The organism is Pseudarthrobacter sp. NPDC058196 (assembly GCF_042882685.1).
Taxonomy (GTDB): domain Bacteria; phylum Actinomycetota; class Actinomycetes; order Actinomycetales; family Micrococcaceae; genus Arthrobacter.
The window spans coordinates 103,183-120,410 of sequence record NZ_JBHVVN010000011.1 but is presented as its reverse complement, the minus strand read 5'-3'; the positions used below and the strand labels follow the sequence as shown (position 1 = coordinate 120,410).

At 64.6% G+C, this 17,228-nt stretch carries 14 protein-coding genes; 8 read left to right on the top strand and 6 right to left on the bottom strand.

Annotation, left to right across the window (positions count from 1 at the left end; genetic code table 11):
* The first annotated feature begins 107 nt into the window (after window positions 1-107).
* The 7 genes from ACFVVC_RS16615 to ACFVVC_RS16585 all read left to right on the top strand — a co-directional run bounded on the left by ACFVVC_RS16615 (window position 108) and on the right by ACFVVC_RS16585 (window position 9,321).
* The gene (locus ACFVVC_RS16615) at window positions 108-1,049 is read left to right on the top strand and encodes an ABC transporter permease (RefSeq protein ID WP_387455610.1); all 942 of its coding nucleotides are present in this window, start codon (window positions 108-110) and stop codon (window positions 1,047-1,049) included.
* On the top strand, window positions 1,046-2,827 hold the full coding sequence (locus ACFVVC_RS16610) for a dipeptide/oligopeptide/nickel ABC transporter permease/ATP-binding protein (RefSeq protein WP_387455607.1): 1,782 nt from the start codon (window positions 1,046-1,048) through the stop codon (window positions 2,825-2,827). Before ACFVVC_RS16615 ends, ACFVVC_RS16610 begins: the two co-directional genes overlap by 4 nt.
* Window positions 2,827-3,687: an ATP-binding cassette domain-containing protein gene (locus ACFVVC_RS16605; protein WP_387455604.1), complete on the top strand. Its 861-nt coding sequence runs from the start codon at window positions 2,827-2,829 to the stop codon at window positions 3,685-3,687. The genes ACFVVC_RS16610 and ACFVVC_RS16605 overlap by 1 nt, the downstream gene beginning before the upstream one ends.
* Window positions 3,684-5,156, top strand: a complete 1,473-nt coding sequence (locus ACFVVC_RS16600; RefSeq protein ID WP_387455601.1) for a family 43 glycosylhydrolase — start codon at window positions 3,684-3,686, stop codon at window positions 5,154-5,156. The genes ACFVVC_RS16605 and ACFVVC_RS16600 overlap by 4 nt, the downstream gene beginning before the upstream one ends.
* 157 nt (window positions 5,157-5,313) lie before the next feature.
* Window positions 5,314-6,354, top strand: a complete 1,041-nt coding sequence (locus ACFVVC_RS16595) for a Gfo/Idh/MocA family protein (protein ID WP_387455598.1) — start codon at window positions 5,314-5,316, stop codon at window positions 6,352-6,354.
* Between the two features lie 76 nt (window positions 6,355-6,430).
* Window positions 6,431-8,287, top strand: a complete 1,857-nt coding sequence (uidA, locus tag ACFVVC_RS16590) for a beta-glucuronidase (RefSeq protein WP_387455595.1) — start codon at window positions 6,431-6,433, stop codon at window positions 8,285-8,287.
* Complete coding sequence (locus ACFVVC_RS16585; protein ID WP_387455592.1) at window positions 8,284-9,321, top strand: SDR family NAD(P)-dependent oxidoreductase; 1,038 nt, start codon at window positions 8,284-8,286, stop codon at window positions 9,319-9,321. The genes uidA and ACFVVC_RS16585 overlap by 4 nt, the downstream gene beginning before the upstream one ends.
* A gap of 113 nt (window positions 9,322-9,434) precedes the next feature.
* Here the strand turns inward: ACFVVC_RS16585 and ACFVVC_RS16580 are convergent, their stop codons facing one another.
* From ACFVVC_RS16580 to ACFVVC_RS16565, 4 genes are all read right to left on the bottom strand, one after another.
* On the bottom strand, window positions 9,435-11,054 hold the full coding sequence (locus ACFVVC_RS16580; RefSeq protein WP_387455589.1) for an aldehyde dehydrogenase (NADP(+)): 1,620 nt from the start codon (window positions 11,052-11,054) through the stop codon (window positions 9,435-9,437).
* A 37-nt stretch (window positions 11,055-11,091) separates the two neighbouring features.
* Window positions 11,092-12,006, bottom strand: a complete 915-nt coding sequence (kdgD, locus tag ACFVVC_RS16575) for a 5-dehydro-4-deoxyglucarate dehydratase (RefSeq protein ID WP_387455586.1) — start codon at window positions 12,004-12,006, stop codon at window positions 11,092-11,094.
* A gap of 161 nt (window positions 12,007-12,167) precedes the next feature.
* Entirely contained in the window at window positions 12,168-13,052 is an 885-nt protein-coding gene (locus ACFVVC_RS16570) for a LysR family transcriptional regulator (protein ID WP_387455583.1), read from the bottom strand.
* A 104-nt stretch (window positions 13,053-13,156) separates the two neighbouring features.
* Window positions 13,157-13,645, bottom strand: coding sequence for an NUDIX domain-containing protein (locus tag ACFVVC_RS16565; protein WP_387455580.1), 489 nt, complete (start codon window positions 13,643-13,645; stop codon window positions 13,157-13,159).
* A 116-nt stretch (window positions 13,646-13,761) separates the two neighbouring features.
* Between ACFVVC_RS16565 and ACFVVC_RS16560 the strand changes: the two genes are divergently transcribed.
* The gene (locus ACFVVC_RS16560; RefSeq protein ID WP_387455578.1) at window positions 13,762-14,001 is read left to right on the top strand and encodes a hypothetical protein; all 240 of its coding nucleotides are present in this window, start codon (window positions 13,762-13,764) and stop codon (window positions 13,999-14,001) included.
* A gap of 17 nt (window positions 14,002-14,018) precedes the next feature.
* On the opposite strand, the gene ACFVVC_RS16555 is transcribed toward ACFVVC_RS16560, so the two are convergent.
* Together ACFVVC_RS16555 and radA are read right to left on the bottom strand one after the other, a co-directional pair.
* On the bottom strand, window positions 14,019-15,707 hold the full coding sequence (locus ACFVVC_RS16555; protein WP_387455575.1) for a sensor histidine kinase: 1,689 nt from the start codon (window positions 15,705-15,707) through the stop codon (window positions 14,019-14,021).
* A gap of 111 nt (window positions 15,708-15,818) precedes the next feature.
* Window positions 15,819-17,192 (bottom strand): DNA repair protein RadA, encoded by a 1,374-nt coding sequence (gene radA, locus ACFVVC_RS16550; protein WP_387455572.1) that lies wholly within the window; start codon window positions 17,190-17,192, stop codon window positions 15,819-15,821.
* Window positions 17,193-17,228: the final 36 nt, after the last annotated feature.

The window sequence follows — 17,228 nt, the reverse complement described above, 5'->3', positions numbered from 1 at the left end:
TTCCCAACCGGCGAGGGCGGCTCACCGGCCGGCCATTCCATCCCCATATCCGTGCCCCACACAATAAGGAGTTCAAAGATGCCAGTGGAAACGTCCCGGGGCAGCGCATGATCGGGTACGCGCTGCGTCGTCTTGGCGCAGGCATCGTCCTGGCGCTAATGGTTACCCTGATCACGTTCCTCCTCCTCAGCGGCTCCCTGGAATCCGTCGCCCGCGAACGACTGGGGAGCGCAGCCACCCCCGAGTCGGTCAAAGGCCTCATGACCAAGCTCGGCTTCGACAGGCCCGCCGTTGTCCAATACCTGGATTGGCTGGGTAACGTGCTGACCGGCAACTTCGGAACGTCCCTCTTCACCAGCCAGCCCGTCGCACCCGCCGTAGCTTCCCGATTGGGTGTCACCCTTTCGCTGGTCGTTACCGCGCTGATCATCACCGTCATCATTAGCGTCGCCCTGGGTGTATGGTCGGCCTCACGCGGCGGTGTGGCCGACAAAGTATCCCAGGGATTGTCCCTGGTCGGTCACATCGTCCCCGGCCTGCTCATTGCCATTGCCCTCGTGGCAGTTCTGGCCGTGAACCTGAAGTTGCTTCCCGCGACGGGCTTCACCCCCCTCGCGCAAAATCCCGCTAAGTGGGCGGCTTCGATCACCATTCCTGTGATTGTGCTGGTCATTGGGGGAGTGGCCAACATGGCTGCCCAAGTCCGAGGGGCCATGATCGATGAACTCCGGAAGGACTACGTACGGACACTGCGGACCCGCGGCATCCGCACCCGGTCGGTCGTGCTCCGTCACGCGCTGCGGAACGCGGCGAGCCCGGCGCTGACCGTCCTGTCCCTGGAGTTCATACAAATGCTGGGCGGCGCGCTCATCATCGAAAACGTGTTCGCGCTGCCGGGGTACGGCCAGTACGCGTTCAACGCGTCCCTGCAGGGCGACATCCCCGTCATCATGGGCATCACCTTGTTCGGCGTCATGCTCGTGGTGACGGTGAACCTCATTACCGATGTAGCAAACGGCTGGCTCAACCCGAAGGCGAGAATCTCTTGAGCATCGAAGAACTCAGTATCGACCCCGGGCTGGCAGCCCCGCCAAGGAAATCTCCGTTGCGGAAACTCCTCAAGGACCCTCAGGCGGTCATCACCTCCGCGCTGCTGCTGGTCATCATCGTTCTCGGACTCCTGACCCCATGGATCGGCCCGCATGATCCCAACGAGGCCCAGCTCAACGCGATCAACGCGGTGCCAGGAACGCCCGGTTACCCGCTGGGCGCTGATCAGAACGGCCGCGACATCGCATCCAGGCTCCTCCATTCAATCAACACGAGCATCATCGCAGCCCTGATCGGCGCAAGCGTCGCCCTCGTCATAGGGGTGACCTTCGGCCTGATCGGAGGCTACTTCGGGCGGCGGCTGCGCAGTGCGACAGAATGGGTCTTCAGCCTCATTATGACGTTCCCCGGGCTGCTGCTGCTCATCGTCCTGATGCCTATCACCAAGGGCGACTACCGCGCCACCATGCTTATCTTTGGTGTGTTGCTTTCACCGGGGATCTACCGTCTGGTGCGGAACCTCGTCGTCGGCGTGAAGAATGAGCTGTACGTGGATGCCGCAAGGGTATCCGGGCTGTCCAACCTGAGGATCCTGGCCCGGCACGTCCTTTTCGTTGTCCGCGGCCCGATCATCATCGCCACGGCGTTCCTGGCCGGTTCCGCCATCAGTCTGCAGTCAGGCCTTGCCTTTCTGGGTGTCGGGTCGAACCTCGTTCCCAGCTTCGGCGCGATGATCTCCGAGGGCTTCACCAACTTGTATGTCGACCCGACCCAATTCATCTGGCCCAGTGTCCTGCTCGGTACCCTCACGGCTTCACTGGTCCTGCTCGGCAACTCCCTGCGGGACGCCTTCGAGGGTGTGAAGCTGAAACCAGCACGATCGGCCAGGCACACAGTTGCGAACCAGACATCGCACGCCGGCCATGACGGCAAGGGGAACCTGCTGTCCGTGAAGGACCTGGCTGTTGCCTATCCCACACCGTCCGGGGAACTGAGGGAGGTCGTAAAAGGGGTCAGCCTCGACCTTCGCGCAGGCGAGATCCTTGGCCTGGTCGGGGAGTCCGGTTCAGGCAAAACCCAAACCGCCTTCTCTGTCCTGGGGGTGCTCCCGTCGGAGGCAGTTGTGGTGCGTGGCTCCATCGGGTTGGAGGGACGCGAGCTGCTGGGGCTGAGGGAGCAGGACCTTCGCCCGCTACGCGGCCGCGGAATTTCATACATACCCCAGGAGCCGATGTCGAACCTGGACCCCTCCTACACAGTCGGGGCCCAACTCGTGGAAGGTCTCCGCGCCTCCTCCCGCATCTCCGGGGCGGATGCGAAAGCCAGGGTGCTCGCACTGCTGGAGCGCGTGGGAATCCAAGATCCCCAACGGACGTTCGGGTCCTACCCGCACCAGATTTCCGGGGGAATGGCGCAGCGTGTCCTGATTGCCGGGGCGGTGGCGAGCCGTCCGAAGCTCCTTATCGCCGATGAACCCACAACCGCACTCGATGTGACAGTCCAGGCCGAAATCCTGGACCTGCTGCGGGACCTCCAGACTGAACTGAACATGGCGGTCTTGCTGGTCACGCATAACTTTGGTGTGGTAGCGGACATCTGTGACCGTATTGCTGTGATGCAGGACGGCCGGATTGTCGAGTCGGGCACGGCCCGTGAGCTGTTCCGCGAGCCCACGCACCCGTACACACAAAAGCTTCTGGGCTCGATCCTTGACGAACACACCGTACGAACCGACCCGCCAGTGCCCGTCGCGGCGGCTTCTGGGGAGAGAAACTAATGACGACGCCACTACTGGACGTGACTGACCTTCGCGTGGCCTTCACCGGCCGCGGATTCCGTCCCAAGTCAATTGAGGTCCTGCACGGGGTTTCCCTGAGCATCGGCGAGGGGGAAACTCTGGGCGTCGTAGGCGAATCCGGGTCCGGGAAAACCACTATCGGCCGGGCCGTCCTGGGTCTAGTAAGGCCCAGCGGGGGCCGCATCACCTTCAACGGCTCCGACATCACCCACGCCCGCCCCAAAGACCGCCGAATCCTGTCCAAAGATATTCAGGTCGTGTTTCAGGACCCCTACACCTCCCTGAACCCCTCCCTGACCATCGGGGACACCCTGAGCGAACCCCTCATAGTCCAGGGCGTACCCGCCAGCGAAGCAAGAACCCGCGTCCAAAACCTGCTGGACCAGGTAGGACTTCCGCGCGACGCTGCCGAGCGCCTGCCCCGGGAGTTCAGCGGTGGACAGCGTCAGAGAGTCGCCATCGCCCGCGCCCTCGCCCCCAAGCCTAAACTCATCGTCTGCGATGAGCCGGTCTCGGCCCTGGACCTTTCCACACAAGCTCGGGTCATGAACCTGTTCATCGACATCCAACGCCAGACAGGAGTCGCATATCTGTTCGTCTCCCACGACCTGGCAGTCGTACGCCACATCAGTCACCGCGTCAGCGTCGTCTATAGGGGAGACATCGTCGAAACAGGACCAGCGGACCTGGTCACATCCACCCCGAAACACCCCTATACACAGAAACTGCTGCTCGCGGCACCGATCGCAGATCCCGCGGAGCAGGCGAAACGCCGCGCTGAACGCCACCGCCTGGCCCAGCTCCACCGAGAACAACACGTCCAGGCAGGAGTCGCATGATGGGGACAACACCTATACTCCCCGGTTTCCACCCCGACCCTTCAATTTGCCGGGCTGGCGGGGACTACTACTTGATCAACTCAAGCTTCGAGTACTTCCCCGGCGTCCCCATATTTACCAGCACGGACCTGCTCACCTGGCGACAGATCGGCAACGTCCTGGACCGCGAAAGCCAGCTCAACGTCAGTCCCGGCCTCTCCGGGGCAGGCAAAGGCATCTACGCGCCGACCATCCGTTTTCACGACGGAAGGTTCTGGATGACAACAACCAACATCACGGACGTGGCCGAGGGACACCTCGTCGTTCATGCCCAGGACCCGGCCGGACCCTGGAGCGAACCGGTCTATACAAGCGGCGTCATCGGATGGGACCCGGACCTGTTCTGGGACGAGGAAGGACACTGCCACCTCACCTGGGCCGACCCGCGGGGCGGCATCGCCCACGCCCTCATCGACCCACTCAGCGGCCGGTTGTTGTCCAAGACCGAACTGATCTGGCAAGGAACCGGCCTCTCATCCCCCGAAGGCCCTCACCTGTTCCGTAAGAACGGCTGGTGGTACCTCCTGGTCGCCGAAGGCGGAACAGGTCGCGGCCATGCGGTCACCATCGGTCGCGCCCGTTCAGTCACGGGCCCCTATGAGGCTCATCCTGAGGGCCCGATCCTCACACACCGCAGCACCTCCCACCCGGTACAGAACACGGGCCACGCCGACATGGTCGAACTCAAAGACGGCACCTGGGCCATGGTCTACCTGGGCGTACGCCCAAGAGGGGAATTCCCGCGCTTCCACGTCAATGGACGCGAAACGTTCCTCGCTGCCGTGGACTGGACCGGCGACTGGCCCGCTGTTGTCCCGGACCAATACCAGGAACCCCAGCCAGCCACGTCTTTCATTGATGACTTCACCGGAACCGAATTGCATCCCCGCTGGATCTCCCCCGGAGTCCCTCCCGCCAGTTTCTGCCGCTCCGACACGAACGGGGGTGTCACCCTGGACGCGGGGCGCAGCCCCGAAGAAAAGGAAGCCAAACGGCTGCTCGCGGTCAGAACAAGGGACGCCCAGTGGCAAGTGAACGTAAAGGCGCCCGCCGGCAACCTTGCCCTCATCCTCCGCATAGACGACTCCCACTGGACGGGGATCGAGCGCCACGGTGACGTCGTCTCCGCCCGCGCCGTTATTGGACCAATGGACCAAATCCTGGCATCAGCAACCGGCATCCCGCTGACAGCGCCCCTCGCACTCCGGACGATGGAAAGCCCGCAACAGCACGGCGTCCGCACGGGTCCGGACCGGGTTGAGCTCGGCTACGAACAGGACGGATTCAAACTACTCGCGACCCTTGATGGCCGGTACCTCTCGACAGAAGTCGCCGGTGGGTTCACGGGAAGAGTCATCGGGGTAGAGGCGCTTGGCCGGGAGGCCCGCATCAGCCGCTTCGAATACCTGGCCACTGCCACCGGCGCATAGGCGGCCAGATGCTGGGGGAGTGCCAACACCCACAGCAAGGTTCGTCCCAGGACGAGGACTTCCGAGCGCATCAGCAACCTTGGCGGCTGGACCCGGGCTGAAGCCCGAGTTTCTTCAATCCCGCAATCCGATACTTTGACTCCAGATAGGTGAACTCATGGACCGTACAGTTCTCGATCCTGACGGTACTTTGCGGTGGGCCATCGCCGGGGCCGGCAGCATCTCCCGCAGCGTTGTGCCCGATCTGCAGCTCATTCCCGGCAACCACGTAGAGGTTGTCTTCAGCAGGGACGGCGCAAAAGCGGCCCGGTTCGCCCACGAATTTGATCTGGCCCGCTGGACTGAGGACTACACATCATTGGTCAGGGACCCCCTGGTCGACGTGCTGTACCTTGCCACGCCCTTCGCCACCCACGCTGCAATGGCGCGGGAGGCGTTGATGGCCGGCAAGCACGTGATCATCGAAAAGCCCATGGCAATGAACACGGATGAGGTCGAGGAACTATTCACCCTCGCTGAAAATCGGGGCCTTTTCCTCATGGAAGCCATGTGGATGAAATTCAACCCTGCGTTCCAGCACCTTTTCGAACTCCTGAATTCAGGGGTGGTCGGGAAACCATCAAGCCTGCGCGCCGGTTTCGGCTTTCCGTTGATCCCTGACGGCGGCAGCAGATGGGACCCAGCGCGCAGTGGTGGAACATTGCTGGATCAAGGGATCTACCCTGTGACGCTGGCCCACACGATCTTCGGCGAACCGACAAACATCCATGCCCGAGGACGGCTCAGAGCAGACGGCCTCGACTACGCCGAACACTTCACCCTTGGCTTCGAAGACGGCCGATTTGCCCAAGGCGCGAGCTCGATGACGGAATTCGTTGACCCATCCGCGTCAATCAGCGGCACCCTAGGGTGGATCACTATCCCGGGCATGTTTTGGACATCGACAACCCTTCTGATCCATGCCGGTTCCTGGGCCAAAATGTTCACCCCGGAACCGGTAGAGCACGACCGTGAAGGCAATGGATACGTCCCCATGCTCCGGGCCGCCGGAGAGGCCATCCGTTCAGGAGCCTCACAGCATCCGATACATCCCGCGTCCGACACGATCGCCGTATTCCGAACCCTCGACGCCGTCAGTAAGCAAGTTAAGGAATCAGCCGCAACGGCTCAATGCGATGGCCGAACCACACATGTCTGAATCGAAGGATGGCCGGCCGCCGCAGGGTCCATCCCACTTCATCAACCCGTACCAATATCCTTCAGGAGGAAACGCAGTGCTAAAACCCCGCCCCACACTCACCAGAGAACTTGTAAACCTCGATGGTCTCTGGCGCTTCGCCATCGAAGACGCAAACGTACCCAGGCCGTGGACCGGCACCCTGCAAACCAGGCTTGAAGCCCCCGTGCCGTCCAGTTACAACGACCTCTTTACCGACCAGCAGATCCGCGAGCACGTCGGATGGGTGTGGTACCAGCGGACCGTACGTGTTCCCCGCGGCTGGGCAGGGGAGCGCGTGCTTCTTCGCTTGGACGCGGCCACCCACGAAGGAGAAGTTTACGTCGATGACGTCCTCGTAGCCCGGCACGTCGGAGGCTACACGCCCTTCGAGGCCGACATCACCGACCACGTCGCAGCAGGCGCAGAATTCAGGCTTACGGTCGGGGTGAACAACGAACTGACCAGCGCGACCATCCCACCCGGCAGCATCAGCGTGACCCAGGACGGGCGGCGCCAGCAGACCTACCTGCATGATTTCTACAACTACGCAGGCCTGGCCCGGTCGGTGTGGCTCTACAGCAAACCCCAGCGACACATCAACGACATCACCATCGTCACCGGTGTCATCGGCCAGACAGGTGTCGTCGATTATTCCGTAACTGCCAGCCACGAAACGAAGGTCCGCGTCCGAGCCCTGGATGCCACAGGACACGAAGTCGCCACCGCAGAGGGAGGCAACGGAACCCTCAGCATTGAAGCCGTCCGGCTCTGGCAGCCGGGCGCCGCCTACCTCTACGACCTCGTGGTGGAACTCCTCGACGGCGACGAGGTGATCGACAGTTACACCGAACCCTTCGGTGTCAGGACCGTCGAAGTCCGCGGAACCGAATTCCTGATCAACGGCAAACCGTTTTATTTCACCGGGTTCGGCAAGCACGAGGATACGGCGGTCCGCGGAAAGGGTCATGACAACGCCTACCTGGTACACGACTTCCAGCTGCTGGAGTGGGTGGGGGCCAACTCGTTCAGAACCTCGCACTACCCATACGCCGAAGAGGTGCTGGAATTCGCCGACCGCCACGGCATCGTCGTCGTCGACGAAACAGCCGCAGTCGGCCTGAATCTGGGGGTCCAAGGCGGACTCACCGGGATAGGCCCAAAGCCCACCTTTTCACCGGAAACCTTCAATCACGACACACAGGCCGCCCACGCGCAGCACCTCCGTGAAGTAATAGCTCGCGACAAGAACCACCCCAGCGTCGTGATGTGGAGCATCGCCAACGAGCCCGCCTCCAACGAAGAAGGAGCCCGCGAGTTCTTCGAGCCGCTCGTCCATCTTGCGCGCGAACTGGACCCCACCCGTCCGCTGACCTACGCCGCGGTCATGTTCGCCACCTTTCAGAACGACAAGATCGCCGACCTCTTCGACGTCCTCAGCATCAACCGCTACTACGGCTGGTACGTGTTCACCGGCGACCTCACGACCGCCGAACGATACCTCGAACGGGACCTACGCGGTTGGGTTCAGGCCTTCGGCAAACCCATCATGATGAGCGAATACGGGGCCGACACCATGCCAGGGCAGCACTCGGTGTGGGACATGCCTTGGAGCGAGGAATACCAGCAGTCCTACCTCACCATGAACCACCGCGTCTTTGACAGGATCGAGGCCTTCATCGGAGAACACGTCTGGAACTTCGCCGACTTCCAAACCTCCAACGGCATTCACCGCGTGGACGGCAACAGAAAAGGCATCTTCACCCGGGACCGCAAGCCTAAAGCCGCCGCCCACACCCTTCGGGCCCGGTGGACGGGCCTGGACGGCACAAAACCCTCCGCGAATGAAACAGCAGCATCCGGCAACGCAAAAACAACAACTTCCTCCGTACATGCTCTGGAAGGAGCAAAATGACTGAAACCACACGCGCACTGACCGGTTCCCGTCCAATCCGTGAATGGCTGGACCATCCGAAGGGAGGCCCGATGCTGCGGGGAATGCTCGCCGGTGCCGGACAGGACGAAACTGCCCTCAAACCCATCGAACATTTCGCCCTCCAAAAGCTGGTCGAACTGGGCGGCGGTCAGTTTCCGCAAACACTCCTTGATCATCTGGTGCGCGAAGTCAACGGGGGAGTGCTCCCGGAGAATGACAAGGAGGACGATCATGCCACTGCGCAGGCAGGTCAGTGGGCGGAACGAATCTCGGACGGGCGTTTCTCCGGCAAGACGGTAATCGTCACCGGGGCGGGGTCCGGCATCGGACGCGCCACCGCATCGAGGATCGCGCGGGAAGGGGGCAGAGTCGTGGCCGTGGACATCGCCGCTGACCGACTCGATGGGTTGGTCACTGCGCACCCCCAGGCAGACATCCTCGCAGTGCCCGCCGACATCACGAAGGATCAGGACATTGCCCGCATTGTTGAGGGTGCCGGCGCCCGGATCGACGCGCTTGCCAACGTCGCCGGGATCATGGATGACATGACGCCGCTGCACGAGGTTTCCGACGAGGTCTGGAACAGGGTGTTCGCGGTAAATGTCGATGGGATGTTCCGCCTGACCCGTGCAGTCCTTCCTTCGATGGTCGCCGCAGGACGGGGATCGATCGTGAACGTCGCTTCCGAGGCGGCCCTGCGCGGCAACTCTGCCGGGTTGGCTTACACCGCGTCCAAACACGCCGTTCTTGGGATGACCCGCAGTACCGCGTTTATGTACTCACCACATGGTATCCGGGTCAATGCAGTAGCGCCGGGTCCGGTTGCGACAGGAATCGAAGCCACCTTCGGCTCCGAGCTCGGCGCGAGACGGCTCAGCCCGTTCATGCAGATGATCCCTCCCGTGGCCGAGGCGTCCCAGTTAGCCGCGTCGATCACCTTCTTGCTCAGTGATGACGGCACGAACATCTCCGGCGCTGTCCTGCCCTCAGACGGTGCGTGGTCTGTGCAATAGAGCTAGGTCTGGAAGGTGCCCCATAGCTGCCGGCACCTTCCCGCCCGGCGCAGAGTCCATGCGGCAGCGGGTGGGAAGTCCGCTGCTCCCCCTATGGCGCTGCTACGTGGCGGCTACATGTAGCTTGCGGCGTCTTGGTTTTCCGACGCGGGCGCAACCTCGCCGTTGATGCGCCGGTTCAGGTGCCAGGGGTTGGCGTCCTGCAGGGCTTCGGGGAGCAGTTCCTGGGGCAGGTCCTGGTAGGCCACCGGGCGCAGGAAGCGGTTGATGGCCAGGGTTCCCACCGAGGTGGTGCGGGTGTCGGACGTGGCGGGGAAGGGGCCGCCGTGGACCATGGCGTGGCCTACTTCCACGCCGGTGGGCCATCCGTTGACGATGATGCGTCCCACCTTCTGTTCGAGGATGGGGATCAGCCGTGCCGCCGTCGGGTAGTCCGCTTCGGTGAGCTGCAGGGATGCGGTGAGCTGGCCCTCTATCCGGGAGGCAGCCTGCAGCAGGTCTTCGATGCCGTTGTAGCGGATCACCAGGGACGTGGCCCCGAAGATTTCCTGGTGAAGGATGGGGTTGCCGGTGAATTGGTCCACGGAGGTGCCGTAGATGGCCGGCGCGGGGGCGTTTTCGGTAGGGCCCGGAGCTCCCTGGCCGATGAGTTCGACGCCGGCGGCCGAGTTGAGCGCGTCGGTTCCGGTGTTCCAGGACGCGGCGATGCCTTCGGTGAGCATGGTCTGCCCGGTGCTGGCGGCGATGGCGCGTTCGACGGCGGCGGCGAGTTTGTCTCCCGGCTCGCCTGCGGGGGCGAACAGCAGGCCCGGCGAGGTGCAGAGCTGGCCTGCGCTGCCCGTGACGGAGGCGACGTACTGCCGTGCCAGGGCGTCGACGCTTTCGGGGCTGCCGGCGAGGGCGCCCTCGAAGACGAAGACGGGGTTCAGGGACGACATTTCCGCGTAGACCGGGATGGGTTCCGGGCGGGCGGCGGCGGTACGCATCAGGGCGATGCCGGCGGACTGGGATCCGGTAAACCCGACGGCCTTGATGGCGGGGTCTGCCACAAGAGCCTGGCCGATGCTGGAGCCCGGGCCGTAGATCAGCGAGAACACGCCGGGGTGCAGGCCGTGGTCCTTGACGGCTTTGGTGACGGCGTGGCCGACGAGTTCGCTGGTGCCGGGGTGGGCGTTGTGGGCTTTGAAGACGACCGGGCATCCTGCGGCGAGGGCCGAAGCGGTGTCCCCGCCCGCCGTCGAGAAGGCGAGCGGGAAGTTGCTGGCGCCGAACACGGCCACCGGGCCCAGCGGGATCTGCCGCTGGCGGATGTCTGCGCGGGGGAGTGGTGTGCGGTCGGGGATGGCGGGGTCGATGCGGACGCCGCGGAAGTCGCCTTGGCGGACCACTCCGGCGAACAGGCGCAGCTGGCCGGTGGTGCGGGCACGTTCGCCTTGGAGCCTGGCTGCGGGCAGGCCGGTTTCCTGCCCGGCGCGGGTGATGAGGTCATCACCGATGGCGTCGATGTTGTCCGCGATGGCTTCCAGGAACGCGGCGTGGGTTTCCGGGTCCAGGGCGCGAAAGGAAGGGAACGCTTCGGCGGCTGCTGCCGTTGCGGCCTTGAGCTGTTCCGCGTTGAGCAGGGAATAGGCCGGTTCCAAGGCCTGGTTGGTGGCGGGGTTGAAGCCGGTGGTGGTCTTGCCTTCGCCTGCCACCGTCCGGCCGGCGATGAGTGAATGTCCGGTGAGGGTCATGGGTTCCTCCTGTGGTGGGAGTGGTGCTGTCTGGCGGTCAGGAAACGGTGGCGATCAGGGTTTTGAGGTCTGCGAGGTCCTGCGGAGCCAGGTTCTGCAGCGGCGTGCGCACCGGCCCTGCCGACCGGCCGATGGCGTCCAGGCCGCCCTTGACGATGGACACCGAGTAGCCCTTCACGCGGTCGCGGATGTCCAGGTAGGGGATCACGAACTCGTTGAGCTTCTTGTTGACGGCGGCGCGGTCGTTGTTGCGGACGTCCTGGTAGAAGTCCAGGGCGAACTGCGGGACGAAGTTGTACATGGCGCTGGAGTAGGTACTCATCCCCAGCTGGAGCAGGGGCAGGGCGAAGGTTTCGGCGGTGGGCAGGCCGCCCAGGTAAAAGAGCCGGTCGCCGAGCTTGGCGTAGACGCGGGCGTCGTGTTCCAGGTCCCCCACGCCGTCCTTGAACCCGATCAGGTTCCGGTGCCGTTCGGCCAGGGTTGCCACGGTGGTGTCCTTGTAGATGGCGTTGGCGCGGTTGTAGATGATGACGCCGAGCGAGGTTGCGCGGCAGACGGCGCTGACGTGCTCCGCCAGCCCGGCCTGGTCCGCTTCGGTCAGGTAGGGCGGCAGCAGCAGGATGCCTTCTGCTCCGGCGGCTTCGGCCGCCTTGGCGTTTTCGATGGCCTGGGCGGTGGACCCGCCGGCCGATGCCAGCACGGGGACCCGGGCTCCCACTTCGTCGACGGCGGTGCGCACCACCCGTTCCGATTCGGCCGGGGTGAGGGAGAAGCCTTCACCGGTGCCGCCGGCAGCGAACAGACCGGCCACCGGGAAGCTTGCCTGCCACGCGAGGTGCTTACGGTAGTTCTCTTCGTCGAACTGCAGGGTTGCGTCGAATGAGGTGACGGGGAAGGACAGCAGGCCTTCCTTGAGCGTGGCCGCCAGTTCCTGGGGTGTGTACCTTGCCATGGGGGTCCTCCGGTGTGTAGCCGCGGGCGGCGGGGCTGGGTGGTTTTCTCCAGCCTAGGAACCCTTGTTGATGCCTGTCCAAGTGCATTTTTAGATGCTTTGATACCTTTCCAGCATGGCGCGAGCCGGCCTCTTGCCTGTGCCGGTCCCGGGAAGCGGAATTACTCCATGGCGAATGCCAGGTCCCGCAGCAGGAGGGAAAGCGCGGGGTTGGTGATCCGCCGGTTCCACAGGGCGTGGAGTTCCACTGGCTCGCGGCTCCCGCCCTCCAGTGGCAGGAAGCCGACGCCGTGGATGCCCAGCATGGTGGCCGAGTGCGGAACGAATGCCAGCCCGCGTTTCGCGGCCACCAAGGACACCATGGTGAGGATCTGGCTGACCGTGTGGACCACGTTGGCGTGCCGGATGGGGAACATGCGAACCACGAGGTCATAGAAGTACCGTGCCTGGGTGGGGGAGTGCATGATCAACGGCTCGTCGGTGAGATCGTCCGCGGTGACCGGCCGGTCCAGCAGCGAGAGAGCGTGCCCTGCGGGCACTGCAAGCACCATGGATTCCCGGTAGAGCAGGCGCGAGTCAAAGGTGGCATGGTCGAAAGGCGGACGGCCGAGGCCCAGGTCCAGTTCTCCGGTCAGCAGCCCCGTCAGTTGCTCGCCGGTGACCAGTTCCTGCAGTTCGATATCGACGTCGGGGATGATGCGTGACAGCTCGTCCAGCACCGGGCCCAGGATGCTGAAGCCGCTGGCCGCCGTGAAGCCGACCCGCAGCAGGCCCGACCGTCCGGAGGCGATCCGGCGGGCCGTTGCCGGTGCACGTTCTGCCAGTGCCGTGAGCCGGCGCGCCTCGTCCAGGAACGCCCGGCCCGCGGAGGTGAGCGCGACCTTGCGGTTGTCCCGCTCCAACAGCTCGGCCCCGACGATCTTCTCCAGCTTTTGGATCTGCCGGCTCAGGGGCGGCTGCGTCATGTTCAGGCGCCCGGCCGCCCTGCCGAAGTGCAGCTCCTCTGCTACGGCGATGAAACCGGCCAGCTGGTCGAAAGTAAACATGATGCCTTTCGGGTATCAAGTGCTGATGACTTCAGCTTAGCCGGGCATCATGGCGTCCTGGGTCGCCATGAATGCGGTGCCAAGAGGGACACGGCAAGCGTCCCTTAAGCCAGCGAAAGGTCCTGGAGCAGAGCGTCCAGGATGGGCAGCTGGCCTTTCACGAGTTTGAGCCGGGCCTCCTGCTCCGGAAACCACCGGGCGTCGTCGATCTCGGGGTAGTGCTGGATCTTTCCCGATCCCTTGGGCCATTCAAGGGGAAAGGTGTTGCTGCGGATGGCTTCCGGTGCAAACCCGGCCTGGGCCGCGAAGACGGTAATGATTTTTCCCGATGACTGCCGGAATTCGCCCAACAGGCGGTATTCGGCCTCAGGGGCGGGAACGCCCATTTCCTCGGCGAATTCGCGCAGCGCCGCGGCCAGGGCGTCCTCGCCGTCGGAGTACTCTCCTTTGGGGATGGACCAGGCGTGGGCGTCCTTGCGGCTCCAGAACGGGCCGCCCATGTGGGCGATCCACACCTGCAGTCCATCGGCGGCACCGGCTGTGCGGTCCGGCGGCCGCTGGTACAGCAGGATTCCTGCACTTCGAACGGGCATATGGATCCCTTCCCGGATTCTCTTGATGACGTTCAATCGCCGTCCGCCGTTAACGTGGTATTCACGGCCCTGCTTTAGGTTATTCCTTCAGGCACTCTGCTCGAAGGGACCCGGTCATGGCCAATATTGCTGAGGTTTTGGGACGGCTCACGCCGGAGGAATTTGCTGAACTCCGCAGCCTTGGTCCGCAGGGCCACCTGCCCCGGCACCTGGTGGAGGCGCTGGACCGCGCCGCCGGAGGAACAGGATCGGGCCGCGGCTACTACGTGGCAAACGGCAACGTCAGCTCAACCGGCGGCCCGCTTATGGTGTTGCGCAGTGACGTCTCGAACTGGTTGACCGGCTCCGGTTCCTGATTGCCGCCCTGGGCGGCTCATGATTCCGGCAGGATGAAGGTGGCGCTTGTGCCTGCACCGGGTTTGCTGGCCAGGCTGATCGATCCGCCGTGGCCTTCCACGATGGTCTTGCTGACCGGCAATCCAAGGCCCGCCCCAGGGATGGCGGTGGAACGTGAGCGCGCGGAGCGGAAGAACTTGGTAAACGCCTGCTCCTGCTCTTCTTCGCTCATGCCCATGCCGGTGTCCGTGATGGAACAGACCAGCCCGGCCTCGGTCCTGGCGGCGGTGGCGGTAATGAGCCCACCGTCCGGGGAGTATTTGACGGCGTTGGACAGCAGGTTGTTCAGGACCTGGCTGATCCTGGCCGGGTCTGCGCGGACAGGCAGGGGCCGTTCCACCTCGAGCTTCACGTGCAGGCCATTCCCGGCCGCGCGGGGGAGGGCGGCGTCCACCGCGCGGGTCACCAGCTGGGCAAGGTCCGTCTCCTCCAGGGACAGTTCCACGCGCTCGGAGGCTACGGCAATGAGGTCGTTGACCAGGCCCATCAGGTGGCCGGCGTTGCGCCGGACCACCAGCAGCTCTGTGCGTATGTCGTCGTGGCCGGGCTCGTCGAGGACCAGTTCCAGGTAGCCGAGTATTGACGTCAGGGGAGTCCGCAGCTCGTGCGAAACTGTGGCCACGAAGTCGTCCTTGGCCGCCAGGGCGCTGATCAGGTCGGTCACATCCGCGAAGGTGATGACCCCGCCGGCGTCCTGGCCGCCGGCGGCGGGAAAGCCGTGAGAACTCACCGAATATGCGCGCTGGCCGTCCGCGGGTCCGGCCCAGTAGAGCTCGTCCATGAACGCCTCCCCGGCAGCCGCGCGCTCAGCAGGAAGCGAACCGGCCCGAACACACGTGGTGCGGTCTGCCGCCAGCAATTGGCTATCTCCGCCGCCTGGTCCAACAATCCCGGCCAGGGCGGGGTCGGACTGCAGGGTCTTGTTCGTCAGCACCGTCTTGCCGTTGCGGTCCACCACCCAAACGCCTACGCCCACGGCGCCGAGCACCGCATCGAGCAGGTTCTGGCGCCGGACGCTTTCGTCCAGCGTCCGGCCAAGGTGGTTCTCGCTGTCCATCAGCTTGATCCGGTGCCGGCGGATGGTGGTGGCCACCACATGTGCGGTTATGGCCATCACTGACATGACCAAGGGAAGGATGAGGACGCGGATCATCGAGCCCGCAGCCGGCGGCGACCCCAGGGCTGCCGTCGGCACCACGGTGCTGAGGATGGTCCCGGCAATCGCCAGGACGGGCATGAACGGCCGGACCTGAGCCGAGAGCCAAATGACGGGGAACACCAGGGTCAGGCTCAGGACGCTGAACGACGGGCCCCCGGCCTCGCGGGTAAACCCGATGGCGAGGCAGTCAAGAAGCGGGATGACGGCGAAGGCCCCGGAGGGGAGCCGGCCCCACGGTACGGCGACGCACGCGACGGCGATCGCCAAGTGGAACAGCAGTGCATTCAGGAACCTGCTGTCTGCCAGGGTCCACGGGCTGAACATGGCTGCCGCCACCACAACCAGTGCCACGGTCAGGGTGACGGGCAGTTGGCTGGCCATCACCCGCTGGCGGCCACTGAGGCTGCCAAAGAGTCCGTCCAGGCGGTCCGATACAACGGGTTCGGGCAGCGCCTTGTGCGCCTGGCCGGACACATCGGTGTTGCCCTGCTCTTCCCGGATTACCACGCTGCCCCCAGCACAGAAATGTCATGCCTCCGTTTGCAAGAAGGTCCTGCAGCCACAGTACCCGGGTGAACGCAGGTTCCCGCGCTTGGCGCCGGGTTTATTGGCATGCCGCTATCCGATCAAAAGGCTCAGCGCCTCCGTCAAGTGTTCCACTTCCCGCACCGAGAAACCGGCGGGCACAGGGCCGGGCCCCGTGTGGCTGGCGGGCACCACCGCATGCGTGAATCCCAGCCTGTGGGCCTCCTGGATGCGCTGGTTGATCCCCGGGACCGGACGGACCTCGCCGGCCAGCCCCACCTCGCCGAAGGCAATCAGCCGGATGGGCAGCGGTTTGCGGGCCTTCGCCGATGCCACGGCGAGGGCCACGGCGAGGTCGGTGGCCGGTTCGCTGAGTTTCACCCCGCCCACGGTGGCAACATAGGAGTCATCCTTGTGCAGCATGGTCCCGGCCCGCTGCTGCAGGACGGCCAACAGCATGGACACCCGTGAGCTGTCCAGGCCGCTGGTGGCCCGCCGCGGCTGCGAGTTGGGGCTTTCGGCGAGCAGCGACTGCACCTCTGCCAGCAGTGGGCGGCGGCCTTCCATGGTGACGGTGATGCAGGTTCCCGAAACCGGGTCCTTGGTACGGCTGACGAACAGCCCGCTGGGGTCGGCGAGGCCCTCGATGCCGTTCTCATTGAGGTCGAAGCAGCCCACATCATCGGTGGGTCCGTACCGGTTCTTCACGGCGCGCAGCATTCGCAGCCGGGAGTGCCGCTCGCCCTCGAACTGGCACACCACGTCCACCAGGTGTTCAAGGAGCCGCGGCCCCGCGATGGAACCGTCCTTGGTGACGTGCCCCACCAGCAAAGTGGTCATGTTCCGCCGCTTGGCCGCGGCAATGATGGAGGCCGCCACCTCGCGCACCTGGGAAACGCCGCCGGCGCTGCCATCCACGTCCGCGCTGCTGAGGGTCTGCACGGAGTCCACGATCAGCAGCCGCGGTTCAATCTGTTCCACCTGGCCCAGCGCCTGGCCCAGGTCCGTCTCCGCGGACAGGTACAGGGATTCCGCGACGGCGTCGATCCGCTCCGCGCGAAGCTTCACCTGCGCTGCCGATTCTTCCCCGGTGACGTAGAGGACGTCCTGCGCTGTCCGGGCGAACTTGGCGGCCACGTCCAAAAGCAGCGTGGACTTGCCCACTCCGGGTTCGCCTGCCAGCAGGATCACCGCGCCGGGAACCAGCCCGCCGCCCAGGACGCGGTCCAGTTCGTCCACGCCGGTGGGCAGGAACGCCGCTGTGGTGGCGTCCACATCCGCGATCCGGCGCGCCGGCTCCACCACCGTTGTGGCGGCCGTAGTCCGGGCCACCGCGGTGCCCGTCTCCTCAACCGTGCCCCACGCCTGGCACTCGCCGCAGCGGCCCACCCATTTGGCGGTGGTCCAGCCGCATTCGGCGCATTTATAGGCCGGCGCCTTGGATGCCCGGGAAGTCTTTGTTGCCATGGGTTCAACCCTAGTGGCGGGCACTGACATCAGGGT